Origin of the sequence: Microbacterium sp. LWH10-1.2, assembly GCF_038397765.1 — a bacterium.
In the GTDB taxonomy this organism is placed as follows: Bacteria; Actinomycetota; Actinomycetes; order Actinomycetales; family Microbacteriaceae; genus Microbacterium; species Microbacterium natoriense.
On the sequence record NZ_CP151638.1, the window covers coordinates 2,969,280 to 2,983,312 of the forward strand.

Annotated in this window: 15 protein-coding genes and 3 tRNA genes; 9 read left to right on the forward strand and 9 right to left on the reverse strand. The window is 68.3% G+C overall.

The features are described from left to right. Nucleotides 1-112 precede the first annotated feature (112 nt). Nucleotides 113-1,105, reverse strand: coding sequence for a tRNA lysidine(34) synthetase TilS (tilS, locus tag MRBLWH10_RS14140; RefSeq protein WP_341940384.1), 993 nt, complete (start codon nt 1,103-1,105; stop codon nt 113-115). 76 nt (nt 1,106-1,181) lie between these two features. On the opposite strand from tilS, the gene MRBLWH10_RS14145 reads away from it, so the two are divergent. Then, nucleotides 1,182-1,844, forward strand: a complete 663-nt coding sequence (locus MRBLWH10_RS14145) for a TMEM175 family protein (RefSeq protein ID WP_223587154.1) — start codon at nt 1,182-1,184, stop codon at nt 1,842-1,844. Between the two features lie 87 nt (nt 1,845-1,931). Continuing rightward, nucleotides 1,932-2,423, forward strand: coding sequence for an inorganic diphosphatase (locus MRBLWH10_RS14150; RefSeq protein ID WP_060926386.1), 492 nt, complete (start codon nt 1,932-1,934; stop codon nt 2,421-2,423). Between the two features lie 95 nt (nt 2,424-2,518). On the opposite strand, the gene MRBLWH10_RS14155 is transcribed toward MRBLWH10_RS14150, so the two are convergent. After that, nucleotides 2,519-3,889 (reverse strand): M23 family metallopeptidase, encoded by a 1,371-nt coding sequence (locus tag MRBLWH10_RS14155; RefSeq protein ID WP_341940385.1) that lies wholly within the window; start codon nt 3,887-3,889, stop codon nt 2,519-2,521. A gap of 211 nt (nt 3,890-4,100) precedes the next feature. Between MRBLWH10_RS14155 and MRBLWH10_RS14160 the strand changes: the two genes are divergently transcribed. The 3 genes from MRBLWH10_RS14160 (at nt 4,101) to MRBLWH10_RS14170 (ending at nt 4,417) form a co-directional block, all read left to right on the forward strand. Next, a tRNA-Glu gene (locus MRBLWH10_RS14160) sits at nt 4,101-4,173 on the forward strand. 28 nt (nt 4,174-4,201) lie between these two features. Then, nucleotides 4,202-4,275: transfer RNA gene (locus tag MRBLWH10_RS14165), tRNA-Asp, on the forward strand. A gap of 69 nt (nt 4,276-4,344) precedes the next feature. Next, nucleotides 4,345-4,417 (forward strand) — tRNA-Phe (locus tag MRBLWH10_RS14170). A gap of 271 nt (nt 4,418-4,688) precedes the next feature. Here MRBLWH10_RS14170 and MRBLWH10_RS14175 read toward each other — a convergent pair. Further along, nucleotides 4,689-6,017: a M23 family metallopeptidase gene (locus MRBLWH10_RS14175; RefSeq protein ID WP_341940386.1), complete on the reverse strand. Its 1,329-nt coding sequence runs from the start codon at nt 6,015-6,017 to the stop codon at nt 4,689-4,691. A 227-nt stretch (nt 6,018-6,244) separates the two neighbouring features. Further along, a complete protein-coding gene (locus MRBLWH10_RS14180) occupies nt 6,245-6,766 on the reverse strand; it encodes a GNAT family N-acetyltransferase (RefSeq protein ID WP_341940387.1) in 522 nt (173 codons plus the stop codon). A 120-nt stretch (nt 6,767-6,886) separates the two neighbouring features. Here MRBLWH10_RS14180 and MRBLWH10_RS14185 point away from each other — a divergent pair, with 120 nt between their 5' ends. Together MRBLWH10_RS14185 and MRBLWH10_RS14190 are read left to right on the forward strand one after the other, a co-directional pair. Beyond that, on the forward strand, nt 6,887-7,339 hold the full coding sequence (locus tag MRBLWH10_RS14185) for a GNAT family N-acetyltransferase (RefSeq protein WP_341940388.1): 453 nt from the start codon (nt 6,887-6,889) through the stop codon (nt 7,337-7,339). A gap of 58 nt (nt 7,340-7,397) precedes the next feature. Next, on the forward strand, nt 7,398-8,315 hold the full coding sequence (locus MRBLWH10_RS14190; RefSeq protein WP_341940389.1) for an AEC family transporter: 918 nt from the start codon (nt 7,398-7,400) through the stop codon (nt 8,313-8,315). Here MRBLWH10_RS14190 and MRBLWH10_RS14195 read toward each other — a convergent pair. Beyond that, nucleotides 8,219-9,004 carry a DUF2071 domain-containing protein gene (locus MRBLWH10_RS14195; RefSeq protein WP_341940390.1) on the reverse strand — a complete coding sequence of 262 codons (786 nt, stop codon included), beginning with the start codon at nt 9,002-9,004 and terminating at the stop codon, nt 8,219-8,221. The genes MRBLWH10_RS14190 and MRBLWH10_RS14195 overlap by 97 nt on opposite strands. Further along, on the reverse strand, nt 9,001-9,339 hold the full coding sequence (locus MRBLWH10_RS14200) for a metalloregulator ArsR/SmtB family transcription factor (RefSeq protein WP_341940391.1): 339 nt from the start codon (nt 9,337-9,339) through the stop codon (nt 9,001-9,003). The genes MRBLWH10_RS14195 and MRBLWH10_RS14200 overlap by 4 nt, the downstream gene beginning before the upstream one ends. 69 nt (nt 9,340-9,408) lie before the next feature. Here MRBLWH10_RS14200 and MRBLWH10_RS14205 point away from each other — a divergent pair, with 69 nt between their 5' ends. Continuing rightward, on the forward strand, nt 9,409-9,930 hold the full coding sequence (locus MRBLWH10_RS14205) for a hypothetical protein (RefSeq protein ID WP_341940392.1): 522 nt from the start codon (nt 9,409-9,411) through the stop codon (nt 9,928-9,930). 245 nt (nt 9,931-10,175) lie between these two features. Next, nucleotides 10,176-11,630, forward strand: a complete 1,455-nt coding sequence (locus MRBLWH10_RS14210; RefSeq protein ID WP_341940393.1) for a cell division initiation protein — start codon at nt 10,176-10,178, stop codon at nt 11,628-11,630. A 120-nt stretch (nt 11,631-11,750) separates the two neighbouring features. On the opposite strand, the gene MRBLWH10_RS14215 is transcribed toward MRBLWH10_RS14210, so the two are convergent. The 3 genes from MRBLWH10_RS14215 to MRBLWH10_RS14225 form a co-directional block, all read right to left on the reverse strand. Next, nucleotides 11,751-12,347 (reverse strand): DUF998 domain-containing protein, encoded by a 597-nt coding sequence (locus tag MRBLWH10_RS14215; RefSeq protein WP_341940394.1) that lies wholly within the window; start codon nt 12,345-12,347, stop codon nt 11,751-11,753. Continuing rightward, nucleotides 12,344-12,781 (reverse strand): MarR family transcriptional regulator, encoded by a 438-nt coding sequence (locus tag MRBLWH10_RS14220; protein WP_341940395.1) that lies wholly within the window; start codon nt 12,779-12,781, stop codon nt 12,344-12,346. Before MRBLWH10_RS14220 ends, MRBLWH10_RS14215 begins: the two co-directional genes overlap by 4 nt. Before the next feature lie 101 nt (nt 12,782-12,882). Beyond that, nucleotides 12,883-14,004 (reverse strand): acyl-CoA desaturase, encoded by a 1,122-nt coding sequence (locus MRBLWH10_RS14225; RefSeq protein ID WP_308116193.1) that lies wholly within the window; start codon nt 14,002-14,004, stop codon nt 12,883-12,885. Nucleotides 14,005-14,033 lie beyond the last annotated feature (29 nt).

Sequence of the window (14,033 nt, forward strand, 5' to 3'; positions counted from 1 at the left end):
TCGCGCCCCGGTCGCCTGGCGGCCCGAGTCGCCGAGCGGGGGAACGCAGCGACAGAGACGAAACGCCTCATCCGACGTCGAACGTCAGGTGAGGCGTTTCGTCTGCGTCCGTTCAGCGACCGGATGCCGTGAACACGATGCGCCCGCCGACACGGGTGGCGGAGCATCCTGGCAGATCGATGGGCCCCTGCCCTGACCAGTCCGTCGCGAGACGGGCGACCTCGACGGTCTGCGTGCGAGTGAGGCTCGCGCCGAACTCGCTGTCGACGACGAGGCGGATGATGCGGTTCCGCAGCGCGGCGGGGTTGGCCGCGAGCGCCGCGACGCTCACCGAGATGCCGGCCTCTGCGTGCTCGACGATGTCCTCGATCGTCTCGTGGATCATCTCGTCGAAGGCCTCTGCGTCCTCCCGCAGCTGCTCCGCGGTGCGTGCGAGGGCCTCGGCGATGCCCGGTCCGAGCTCGGACTCGAGAACGGGGAGCACGCGTTCCCGCACGCGGACCCGGGCGAAGCGGCTCTCGGAGTTGTGCGGATCGTCCCAGAACTCGATATCGGATGCCACGCAGAACGCGCGCGTCGTCTCACGGCGCACGCCCAGCAGCGGGCGGATCCAGCGCAGACCGTCGTCGTCCTTCCGCACAGAGGCCATGCCCTGCAGGCTGGTCGCCCCCGACCCTCTCGCGAGGCCGAGCAGCACGGTCTCCGCCTGATCGTCGAGGGTGTGGCCGAGGAGCACAGCGGCAGCGGCGACGTCGGACGCGGCATCCCGCAGCACCCGATGACGTGCATCACGAGCCGCCGCCTCCGGGCCCCCTTCCTCGCCCACCTCGACCTTCACGACGAGCGGATCGAGACCGAGCCCGGCTGCGGTCTTCGTTGCACGGAGGGCGACGGCATCCGACCCCTCCTGCAGTCCGTGGTCGACGGTGAGGGATGAGGCGCGCAGACCGAGCTTCGGCGCTTCGAAGCCGACGGCCGCGGCGAGCGCGAGCGAGTCGGCGCCGCCGGAGAGGGCGACGATGACCGTCGCACCTTCAGGCAGCTCTGCGAGCGCGGTGCGCACGGCGAGGCGGATCTCGGCGACAGCGGGTGGGAGCGACGGCACTCCTCCACGCTAGGGCACGCACCCGGCATCCGCGCGTCCGTCTCCGCACGGGAAGCGCGCGGACTAGTCTGACGCCGTGGCAGATCACAGCGGCATGAGGACTTTCACGACCGAGCGGTTCAAGGCGTTCGTCGACGCGGTCGTCGCCATCGCGATGACGCTTCTCATCCTCCCCCTCATGGAGTCGGTGTCTGAGGCGGCATCCGGGCACCTCGGCACGGCGGAGTTCCTGTCCGAGCACTCGGGCCAGCTGCTCAGCTTCGGGCTGAGCTTCCTCCTCATAGCGACGTTCTGGATGGGCCACCACCGGCAGTATCGCGACGTCGAGCTGATCACCGCGCCCCTGCTGTGGATCAACGTCGCCTGGATGGCGACGATCGTGTGGCTGCCCGTGCCCACCGCCATGATCGGCCAGATGGACACCGATCCGCTGCAGGCCGTGGTCTACATCGGAACGCTCATCATGACCCAGGTCACGACCCTCGCCGGCTGGATCTATCTGTCGCGCCACCCCGAGCTGACGACGGCGCCGGCCGACACGCTGCGTGCGGGGGTGATCGGCGATGTCACGGCGATCATCCTGTTCGCGGGCGCGCTCCTGATCGCGGTGCTCGCGTCCCCCAACGGCTACGTAGGGCTGTTCCTGCTGCTCCTGAGCGATCCCGTGAGCCGTCTGCTGAGCCGCCTCTCGCGACGGCGCACTCCCCCGTCCTCGCCCGCGACGGGAACCGACGCCTAGACCCGAGCGGGCCCCGACTCCGCGTGAGCGCGCGGCCCGAGTAGGCTGGTCCGCGGCATCCAACCGTCTTTTCTGAGGAGCACACGCATGGGCGCACACGACGCCGTCATCGAGATCCCGCGCGGCAGCCGCGTGAAGTACGAGGTCGACCACGAGACCGGGCGAGTGCACCTCGACCGCGTGCTCTACACGACCTTCGGGTACCCGGCCGACTACGGCTACTTCGACAACACCCTCGGCGAGGACGGCGACCCGCTCGACGTGCTCGTGCTCCTCGACCACGCGATCTACCCCGGCGTCGTCGTCGAGGTCCGTCCCGTCGCCGTGCTCAAGATGAGCGACGAGGCCGGTGGCGACGACAAGCTCGTGGCCGTGCTGTCGAAGGACCCTCGCTGGGCACACATCCAGGACATCGGCGACATCGCCGAGTACACGAAGAAGGAGATCGCGCACTTCTTCGAGCACTACAAGGACCTCGAGCCCAACAAGTGGGTCAAGGTCGACGAGTGGGGCGACGCCGCCGAGGCGCAGCGCATCCTCGACGAGGCGATCGTCCGTTTCGGCGAGCAGGGCCACTGACCCTCGACGTCTGAACGAAGAGAAGACCCCCGGTTCCGCTCAGCGGCCGGGGGTCTTCTCTTCGTTTATGAGGTCTGCGCCCGTGAGGCGGGTGTTCAGACCGAGATGCCGCGCTGGGCGAGGAAGTCGATCGGGTTGACCGTGCCGCCGTTGATGTACACCTCGAAGTGCAGGTGGCAGCCCGCCGAGTTCCCGGTGTTGCCTGCGTAGGCGATGACCTGTCCGGCGCTGACCTGCTGGCCGCGGCCGACGGCGAAGCCGCCCGGCTTGATGTGCGCGTAGCCGGTGCCGACGCCGTTGCCGTGCTGGATGCGGATGTAATTGCCGTAGCCGCCGTTGGGGCCGGCGAAGTCGACCGTCCCGGCGTGGGCCGCGTAGATCGCCGCGCCGCAGCCGTTGGCGATGTCGACGCCGCGGTGGAAGGTCGAGCATCCGCTGCAGGGCGCAGGACGCGAGCCGTAGCCGGCGCTGCGGTGACCGCCGTGCGGGCGGACCCAGCCGCCGGTTCCAGGGGTTCCCCCGGTACCACCGCCGCCTCCGCCGCCCCCGCCGTTGTTGCCGGCGGCTGCAGCTGCGGCCTCCGCGGCTTCACGGCGCTTGCGCTCCTCCTCGGCGACGCGGACACCCTCCTGGTAGCCGGCGACGGTGGTCGCCGTCTGGTCCTTGAGGGCGGCCAGCTGAGCCTGCATCGTGGCGAGGTTGGCCGTCTGCTCGTCGAGCGCCGCCTGCGCGGCATCCGCTGCGGCCTGCGCCTCGAGCATCTTCTGCTCGGCGAGCTTCTGCAGGCGATCGCGCTCGTTGCGCGCGACCTCGGCCTGATCGCTCAGCGACTGCGCGGTGTTGCGCGCCTTCACGGCGGTCTCGTACACCGTCTGGGTGTAGCCGTAGACCTTGTCCATCGTGCCGAGGCGCGAGAGGAGATCGTCGGCGTTCGCGGCGGACCCTGCGAAGAAGAGCTCGAGAGACGTGTCGTCTCCGCCGTCGCGGTAGAGCTGGGTGGCGACCTGCGCGGCCTTGCGCTCGGCCTCGGTCGCGGTGGCCGCCTGCGTGTCGGCCTGACTCTGCAGCTCGTCGGCCTTGGTGGCGGCGTCGAAGAACGCCTGCTGGGCGTCGTAGAACTCCTGGCCGGCCTTCTCGGCGGCGGCCTGGGTCTCGGCGACCTTCTGCGTCAGACCGTCGATGAGCCCCTGGATGCGGGTGACCTCCGCAGCCTTGGACGATTCGCTCGCCATGGCGCGCTGCACGTCGTCCCAGCTCGGATACGAGGCCGCATACGCAGCGGAGACGCCCGACGACACCCCGAACGCGCTGAGGGCGACGGCACTGAGCACGCCGATCCCGAGGGCGTTGCGACGGGTGATCGAGCCGTTCTTCCAGAAGGCACGGCTTTCGGCGGGCGTGGGTGCGCACCCGCAGTCGACGGATGCCGCTTCCGCAGCATCCGCCATAGATGGCTTGTCGTTCACACGGCCCCTTCCGCCGGTTTCACTCATGCCACACTAACAACAACTTTCACATCCGCAACAGGGTGTGGAGCAGGTTCGCGGGCATGGTGAACACCCCCCATCGTCCTCCCGAACACGCCCGGGCGGAAGCAGACTCGCCCTCGATTCGCGATTTGCCTGAAACATCCCTTATGCTTGAGCGTCGGCAAGGAAGTCCCCCGGGACAGACTTCGGCCCCATCGTTTAGCGGCCTAGGACGCCGCCCTTTCACGGCGGTAGCACGGGTTCGAATCCCGTTGGGGTCACTCATCCGATACAATTGAAAACAAGTATGGCCCTGTAGCGCAGTTGGTTAGCGTGCCGCCCTGTCACGGCGGAGGTCGCGGGTTCAAGTCCCGTCAGGGTCGCTCTGTGCGATTGGTCCTTTTCTCGGAGAGGGCCTTTCGTCTAGATGCGACAGGTTTCGCCGGTCGCACGGCTCTGTAGCTCAGTTGGTAGAGCGCACGACTGAAAATCGTGAGGTCACGGGATCGACGCCCGTCGGAGCCACACGGACCGTCGTTACAACGGTCCCAGAAACCCTCGCCTAGCTTCTACATGGCGGGGGTTTTGCTTTGCCCCGATGAGAGTTGTGTCCCGTCCGAATCGGATGCTCCTGCTCCCGGTCCGTTGAACGCTCCGACCACCCCGGTCGTTGAGCGAGCGAAGCGAGACGCAACACCCGGGGATCGTTGTGCCGGAGTCGTAAGGCACGGTAGCCCCAGAACGAAGGGCCCTTGCCCGACCACCGGACGGGCAAGGGTCCTTCGCGGTTCCCGCTCTAGACGGCGTACACGGTCGGGTAGCCACCGCCGATGTTCAACGCATCGATGGTGCCGCTCACGGCGACACCGGTCGATTGACGCACCCAGCCTCCGCCACTGACCGAGGTGACGCAGACGCTCCACCCCTCGTTCGTGATCACGGTGGGGTAGCCACCACCCATGTCCACCGCCGTCAGACTGCCGCTGGTGCCGATGCCCGTCGACTGCAGCTGCCAGCCGGCGCCGGGCCAGATCAGGTGCACCACCCCGTTGAGAAGAGTGACGATCTGCAGCATCCCTCCGACGTTCACCGCCTTGAACTCGTCGCCGATGGGAATCCCGCTGTTCCCGATCTCCCAGCCGTTGTGCGTCGTGATGTGGTGCATGTAGCCGCCGATGTTCGCGACGATCTGGACGTTGCCGCCCGGCAGGAGGACGGCAGAGATCTTGCCGGGGACAGTGAGCCCTGTCGAGGCCTTGTGCCACCCGGTGCCGTCCGCATAGATGTGGTACAGGACGGAGTTCTCGACCGCGAAGATGTGCGGGAACGACTGACCGACGTTCAATGCCGAGATGCTGTACGCGTCGAGCGGGAGGCCCGAGTCCATCTGGGTCCACGCTCCTCCCATGACCCCGACATACCTCAGGTGCCCGCCGAAGGATCCGTACAGGTCTCCCCAACCGGATCCCATGTTCACCGCCGTGAACCTGTTCGACATGTTGTAGCCGACCGGGATCGCGGACCAGCTACCGCCGCGGACGGCGAACTCCTTGACCCCGCGCACCGGGTCGGGCTGGGGTGTGCCGCCTACGCGGGCCGTGAGGAACGGGACCGGGTCGATCTGCACGCCCCCGACGACGACCTCGAGGTGGAGATGAACTCCGGTCACATTGCCGGTGGCTCCCATCGTTCCGATCACGTCACCTGCGTGCACCGTCTGATTGGGAGAGACGGCGAGCGACCCCGCGACCATGTGCAAGGAGCGCGTGAGGAAACCGTCATGCTGGATCCACACCTGCGTTCCGCCCGGCTCCCACCCACCAGGGATCCCCGCGGCCACGACAACACCGTCGGCAACAGCTCGCACGATGCTGAATCCGACGAAATCCGTACCCTTGTGGTCAGAAGATGCACCCTGATTGGGCTTCGGTCGCTGACCGAACGGGCTGCTGATGGCTGGGCGCGTGGTCGTTCCGTTCGGCCAGAGGATCGCCCCCGCCGCGGATGCGGGCGAGGCCGACAACGCATCGAATCCCAGGGCTGCAGCGCCCGTCAACATACCCGCGCCGACAAGCAAACCTCGTCGGGAGAGTTCAACCGTGGAGAGATCAAGTGGCGATTTCATAGGCACAACGTATTGAGAAATCGCTCACTGCCGCTGTCCCCTCTTCTACCTACAGACGCTCGGCTCGCAGATCGGTAGCTTGGGAAGGTTCACGGGCGACAGCCCCTCGCACCTCCCGCCGGCCCACCGTCCGACCGGCCGCCGCCCCGGCCTGACCATCGCCGTCGCGTCGGGAGCGCCGAACCCGAACTTCTCGTAGAGGCCGTGCGCGGCGACGGCGAAGATAGTCAGCCGAGTCTCCGCCCGAGCAACTGCCCTGGCCAGCCGTCTTCATCGAAGGTCGAGATGCGCTCGTATCCGCAGGACTCGTAGAACTCCACGAGCGCTCCCGTGCCTCCGCCGTAGCAGTCCACGCGGAGGCGATCCACTCCCGCGGCGCGCGCCTCGTCGTCGGCGAAGGCGAGCAGCCGCCTGCCGGTGCCGCGAGCGCGGGGGTCCCTCGATGCGAGCAGTAGTCGCACGTACAGTTCGGGTTCCTCGGCGGCCGGGACGTAGTCCATCGCGTCGCCCAGGACCAGCACACCGATGACACCCACATCGGGATGCTCGGAGATCCACGCTCCCGGCAGCGCACAGGCCTCGGTCACCCTGGCGATCTGCCGCTCCTGCGTCGACCAGGGCTCCACGCCCCACTGGCCCTCGTTGCCGATGGAGACGAACCACGCGATGATCTCGTCGAAGAGCCGCAGCACCTCGGGGACATCGGCGGGTGTGGCCCTGCGGATCCCCGCGGGCGGTGTCGTGTTCATCGTCATCCTGTCGGCACCCTCTCGCCCGTGTCGTCGCATGCTCGTCCACCGTATCGGCGTCCCGAGCCGATCAGCGCGTCGCGCACCCGCGGTTTGGCGAGGACGGCACCGGCTGGTTCGATGGCAGGCATGGGAGCGAACTGGACCTTCAGACCGAGCGTGGCGACGGATGCGCCGTGGATGGCCGAGGTGCGGGCGGAGACGATGCGCGCCGACCTGGAGCGTCTCGGCCGCTTCGACGAGGAGCGCGTGCGGACGCGCTTCCTCGACGCGTTCACGCCCGCCCACACACGCGTCATCGTCGTCGATGCTCAGGACGCAGGGCTCGTCGCCGTCCGCCCCGACGGCGACGAGCTGTGGATCGAGCACTTCTACCTCTCGCCGCGGTACCAGGGGCAGGGAATCGGCGGACAGGTCCTCCGCCGCATCGTGGCGGAGTCCGGCGACAGAGCCGGAGATCTTCGGCTCGACGTACTGCGCGGAAGCGCCGCGCAGCGCCTCTACGAACGCCACGGTTTCGTTCTGTACTCCGAGGACGGAGTCGACCTCTTCCTGAGGTACTCCCCGCAGTAGCGGACATCCGCGCGAACCGCCGCGCAGGCCCCTCCCCCACCCTCGCTACGCTCGAAGCATGATCGATACGCTCACCGGCTTCGCCGTCGTCGGCGTCGCGATCGCGCTGGGGTACGTCATCGGGCGCATCGATCTGCTCGGACCCCATGCCCGGCACGTCCTCGGACGCCTCATCTTCTTCGTGCTCTCGCCGTTCCTGCTGTTCAGCGTGCTCGCCCACGCCGACGCCGGGATGCTGTTCTCCTCGCTCCTGCCCGTCTCGGCGATCGCGGCCGTCGCGGTGATCGTCGTCTACGTCCTGTTCGCGCGGCTCTGGTGGAAGCGTCCCATCGGCGAGACGGTCATCGGCGCCCTCTCAGCCGGGCAGGTGAACTCGAACAACATCGGCATCCCGCTGTCGATCTACCTGCTTGGCAGCGCCGCGTACCCCGCACCCGTGATCCTCATGCAGCTGCTGGTGTTCACGCCGATCTCGCTGACGATCCTCGACGCCGTGACGAGCGACACGGTCTCGATCCGCCGCACGCTGGTGCGCACCGCGACCAACCCGATCATCATCGGCTCCCTGCTCGGCACGCTCGTGTCGGTGCTCGGCATCCGCGTGCCCGACATCGTGATGGACCCCATCCAGCTCATCGCCGACGCCGCGGTGCCCGTGCTGCTCATCAGCTACGGCATCTCCCTGCACGGACAGCGCGTGCTCGGCACTCGCGGACATCGCCGCGACGTCATCCTCGCCAGCATCCTGAAGCTGATCGCGATGCCGGTGGTCGCGTGGGGAGCCGCCCTGCTCTTCGGACTCTCGTCGGAGCAGACGCTGATCGTCGTGGTGCTCGCCGCCCTGCCGACCGCGCAGAACGTCTTCAACTACTCGCAGCGCTACGACGTGGGCGAGGCGATCTCGCGGGACACGGTCTTCCTGACCACCATCGGATGCCTGCCCGTGCTGGTGCTCATCATGGCGCTGCTGGGCTGAGGTGCGGACAGCACGACGGGGAGGTCGCGCATGACGACCACGCTGTCGAAGACCGCGGCGCCCTCGGGGAGCGCGTCGAAGAACGACGACCGCAGGCTGTGCAGCCGTGCGCCCTCCACGGCCCACTCGTCCGAGGCCAGGGCGACGGGCTCGACCTCGTGGCCGTCGTGGCGGTACGACCAGCCGATGCGTCCGGCGCGGTAGAACTCCGACGCCTCGTCGACCGAGTCGAAGAAGCCGCTCGTCCACTCCCCGCCCACCTCCACGTCGGCGGCGATGCTGTGGGCGCCGGCATCCATCGTCAGGGCGTAGCGGCCGCTCCCCTCACGGGTCGTGAAACGCGCCCGGTGATGCACGCCGGGGAAGAGCCGCCCGCCGAACAGCACCGGATGCCACGCCGAGCTGTGCCGCTCGAAGATGAAGACGCCCTGTTCCGTCCCCTCCGGGCCGTCCCACTCAACGGCGATGCGATGGGCGGCGTTCTCCGAACGGAGCCCCCACCGCGGAGCGAACCATCGCGGCCGGATCGCCTCCAGTCCCAGCACGCAGACTCCGGCGAGCGCGGAGCCGTCGACGAGCTGCGGGCGGAACCCTTCGGGGAGCAGTGACGCCGCGACAGCGGGATCGACACGGTAGCTGATCAGGAGGCGTCGACGCAGCTGCGCCCGCACACCCCTCACGATGCTCATGCGGGAAGCCGGTCCTCCGCGGGAGCGGCGGTACGGCGCTTGCGCACCTCGCGCAGCACGATCTGCTCGGGGCACACCGCCGAGAGGAAGTCCCCCACTGACGAGGCCAGCCGATCGGTGACGGCGGAGTAGAGGATGCGGTTGGCATCGCGTCGCTCGGTGACGAGTCCGGCCTCGCGCAGCACGCGGAGATGCCGCGAGATCGTCGGCCCGCTCGCCGCGAACCTCGCCGCGATCTCACCGGCCGCGAGCTCGCCGTCCTTGAGATCCTGCAGGATCTGCCGACGCGTCGGATGCGCCAGTGCCTCGAAGACGCTCGTCACCTCATCGCTCATGTTCGCAATCTAGCACTGCTGCTAAATAGGAGCAATGACGGACGTCCTCCGCTCCCGTAGATTTGTCGCGTGGACGGCACGCTCTTCTTCGCCATCGTGATCGTCGGGCTGGTGGTCCTGATGTTCTTCCTCCCCGGCTGGATCCGGCGCTCGTCGCGCTCAGCGGGAGACCGTGCAGGGCACAAGGTCGCCACGTCGCAGAACGAGAGGCTCCTCGCCGAGCTGGGCACGCCCCTGGTGATCCACGCGCCCGCGACCGTGGCGCGCGAGATCGTCGACCGCGTCGTCTTGCAGCAGCCGCGCCGGTTCACGCCGCTCGACGGCGGCGCCTACGGCATCCGCTTCGTCGAACCGGACGACGCCGTCGTTCACCTCGTCGACGATCCAGACGGCACACGGATGCAGATCGAGCGGACACGCGAGCACCTGGGGATGCCGCAGAACCTCGAGTTCTGGCGCGATCTCCGCTCCCGCGTCGCCTCGGGCGCCGGGGCTCAGGACATCTCGGTCGCCGACGGCGTCCGCGTCGAGTACTCGCGCAACACCGGACAACCCGCCGTCTGGAGGATCGTCCGCGAGGAGCGCTCATGAACGTCGGCGTCATCGGGCTCGGCCGCGCGCTGTTCGCCGATGCCGCAGCCACGGTCCCTGACGAGGACATGATCGTTGTGATCACGGCGATCGCGCGTCAGAACTGACTGCACAACTCACAGGCAGCGCGGCTAGGCTGGATGACAGCGCCATCGCAGGTCTTCGCGGTGTGCGTGCCCCTCCTCCTCAGGCCTGCGCGGCCCCACGACCGGTCTGCGCCACGGCCCCGCCAGAAAGGCCGACCCATGAGCGAAACTCCCGCCGACAACGACTTCTTCGACAAGCTGATCGAGGAGACTCCGAAGGACCAGCCCTCGACCGGCGGATTCACCGCCTCGTTCCGCGGCTACGACAAGGCCGAGGTCGACTCGGCACTGAGCTCCCTGCGCAACCAGCTGCAGCAGCTGAAGGCCGACCTCGCCGATGCCGAGGCACGCCACGAAGACGCACTGGAGTCGGTGCGGTCCGAGGAGCGCTCCGCCCGCGAGGTGCTCGAGGCCGAGCTCACCGCCGCGAAGGCGCAGGCAGCGGATGCCGAGCAGCAGGTCTCCACCCTGACCAACGAACTCGTCGACGCGCCCCGGCCCGAGGGCAAGGACGCACCCTCGCGCGAGCAGTTCGAGGCGATCCTGCGCGTGGCGGAGGAGCAGGCCAACGTCCTCATCCAGAACGCCGCCGTGCAGGCCGACCGCCTGATGGCCGCCGCCCGCGAGGAGGTCGCCGCGCAGCGCGCCGAGGCCGACGCCGACGCGACGCGCATCATCGCGCACGCCCAGCATGACGCCGACCAGATCCGTCTGAAGATCGACACCGAGTTCACGGCGCACGAGGCCCGCCTCGAGCGCGAGTCGGCGCACGCCGCCGAGAAGGTGCACCAGGCGTCGCAGGAGGCCACCGCCATCCGCACCGAGGCCGAGAAGGGCGCCGCCGCCCTCCGTTCGCTCGTCACGCGCGAGACCGAGCAGCTGCGTGCGGACGCCGAGCGCGAGGTGCGCGAGATGAACGCGCGCGTCCTCGAGTTCGAGGAGACGCTCACCCGCCGCCAGGACGACGCTCAGCAGGAGTTCCTCGTGCTGCACAACCAGGCCGTCGCCCACGCCGAGCGCATCACCACCGATGCGAACGAGCAGGTCGCGGCCTCGCTCGACCACGCGCAGCGGATCTCCGCGAAGGCCGATGACTACGAGCGCCTGATGCGCACGCAGGCGTCCGCGATCGAAGCCGACGCGCAGGTGCGGGCCCGTGACACGCTCGACCGTGCTCGGGTCAAGTCGCAGAAGATCGTCGACTCGGTCACCACGCACACGTCCACCGTGCTGCGGGACGCCGAGGACCACGCGCGTCAGCTGCGCTGGCAGCAGCAGCAGCTCGCCAGCTTCATGGCCGAGGTGCGCGAGATGATCCGTCCGGAGGGCGTGTTCAGCGACGAGTCTCCTGCGTCGGCCCCGAAGGCGGATGCCGCGGTGGCCGTCGCCGGTGCGACCGAGGTTGCCGCAGCGGCCGCCTCCGACGACGTCGAGATCGATGACGTCGACGACGAGGTCGAGACCTTCGAGGCCGAGATCATCGAGGCGGAGCCCGCCGACGTGTTCCTCGGCGACGAGGTCCTCGAGGATGAACTGCTCGACGACGAGGCCGCCACCATCGACGGCAAGATCACCATCGACGTGGTCGACGCCGAGGAGTCGACCACCCGCTGATCGACGTCTTCGCCCAGAGGGGGTGCGAGCGGTCTTCCGCTCGCACCCCCTCTGGCGTACCGCTCTCCGATCCGATCGCTGCCCGGTCCGCGGCGTGGGCACGGCCGCCCCTGGGCCCCGTCAGCCGAGAAGCAGCATGATCGCGACGATCAGGTAGAACACGTTCACCGCGACGATGAACACCCGCTCGGCGATGCCGAAGGTCCGGGAGCGGAGCCATGGCAGCACGAGCGAGCCGATCAATGCCACGAGCGCCACCATCGTCACCACGCTGAGCACCGAGAGCGTCGCCGCCAGACCACCGCCGACCGTGCTCTCCGCAAGCCTGACGAAGTTGCCCATGCACGAGTAGCTGATCGCGAACCACGCCACGGCGGCCAGCATGTGCAGGCGTCCGATCGTGGTCATCTCCTCGCCCTCGAGCGTGGTCGGCACGAACGGCAGGGCGACGAAGATCACTGCGAGAACGCCGAGCCAGGCGGCGACCCCCACTCGGTCGCTCCACTCGGGGAGCCCGAACCAGACCGCAGCGGCGAGCGCGCCCCACCCGCCGGCGGTGGTCCAGGTCATGATCGAGCTGAGCGTGCGAGTGCGCCCGACCGCATAGTCGCTGACCGCGTGCTTCACGGGCGAGTAGTCGCTGCGCACTATGTGCAGGGCGACGAACATGCCGAGCCTGGCCGTCCAGAGGGCGGCGGCGAGTACGGCGAAGATCATGAGGGCTCCTCTGTGGTCGCGGCACGCACCAGGCGCACCTCGTCATGCAGGGTGCGGATGACGCCTGCGAGGTGAAGGGGGTCGATGCCGATCGTGCGGGCGTTGCGATCGAGAGAGTCTCCGAGCAGTTCGGCGCATTTCTTCTGCAGCGCGTGCCCCGCGTCGGTCGCGCGCAGGCGGCGGATGTTGCCCGCCCTCTCGGGCGCGATGTTCTCGACGAGTCCGTCGCGCAGCATGGCCCTTACCAGGCCGCTCGCAGCGGGCTCGCTGACCCCCAGCCCTCTGGCGAGGTCACGTCCGGTGAGCCCCGGGTGCTCGCACACGATCACCAGGGCGACGTAGCGGCTGTAGCTCAGCCCTTCAGGCTTCAGCATCCGCTCCGCCCACCTGTCGAGCGTGCGGACCAGATCGTGCAGTTCGTAGGCGAGATCCATGATCAGTAACTTAACACCTTAAGTTACTGATCGCACGCAGAGGATGCAGAAGGGGCGCGACCGGCCGAAGCCGATCGCGCCCCTGTCAGGCAAGACTCTCGCTACGCGCGCCCGAACTGGGCGACCGCGGGGCAGTCGAAGGGATCAGCGCCGGCGGCCAGGCCCACGCGGTTCAGGTACTCGATGACGATCGCGTACGAGCGGCCGAGGCTGGTCTCCGTGTACGGCACGTCGTTCGCCGCGCAGTAGTCGCGCACGATCTCCCGAGCCTTGGACAGGTGCGGTCGCGGCATGTTCGGGAACAGGTGGTGCTCCACCTGGTAGTTGAGTCCGCCCATGAGCGTCGTCGCCCACCAGCCTCCGCGGATGTTGCGGGAGGTGCGGACCTGCTTCGTGAAGAAGTCCAGTCGAGCACTCGGGTCGATGATCGGCATGCCCTTGTGGTTCGGCGCGAAGGAGGCGCCCATGTACACGCCGAAGACGGCGAGCTGCACGCCCATGAAGGCGAACGCCATGCCGAGCGGCAGCATCAGGAACACCGGCACGAGGATGATCGCGAAGCGCAGGGCGATGATGCCCAGCTCGGTCCAGCGTCCCTTGACGTTCTTCTTGGTCATGAGGTGCTTGAGGCCGATGTAGTGCAGATTCAAGCCCTCGAGCGTCAGCAGCGGGAAGAAGAGCCACCCCTGCTTGCGGGTGATCAGCTTGATGAGGCCGCGCGACTTCGCAGCATCCGTCTCCAGGAAGGAGATCGTGTCGACCTCGATGTCGGGGTCCTTGCCGACCTGGTTGGGGTTTCCGTGGTGCTTGGTGTGCTTGGAGTCCCACCAGGAGTAGCTCATGCCGATGCTGCCGGCGAGGATGCGGGCGAGCCGGAAGTTCGCGGGGCCCGTGCTGAGGATCTGGCGGTGCGCCGCCTCATGGGAGAGGAACGCGATCTGCGTGAAGATGAGCCCGAGCGCGCCGGCGATCAGGAGCTGGAACCAGCTGTCGCCGAGCAGGATGAAGCCCGTGACGGCACCGCCGAGTGCGAGCAGGATGCCCGTGCCGACGAGGATGTAGAACCAGCGGGCGCGCTGGAGCAGCCCGGTCTCCCTCACGACCTGCGACACCTGCTTGTAGGCGTGCGCCATCGGCGGGAACTCCGCGTTGCCGGAGTACGTCTGCCGGATCGGTCCGAGCGTGGCGGTTGCGGCGGTCTTATCGACCTGTGTGATGGAGATGGTGCTCTCCTGTCGATCGGGAGCCCTTG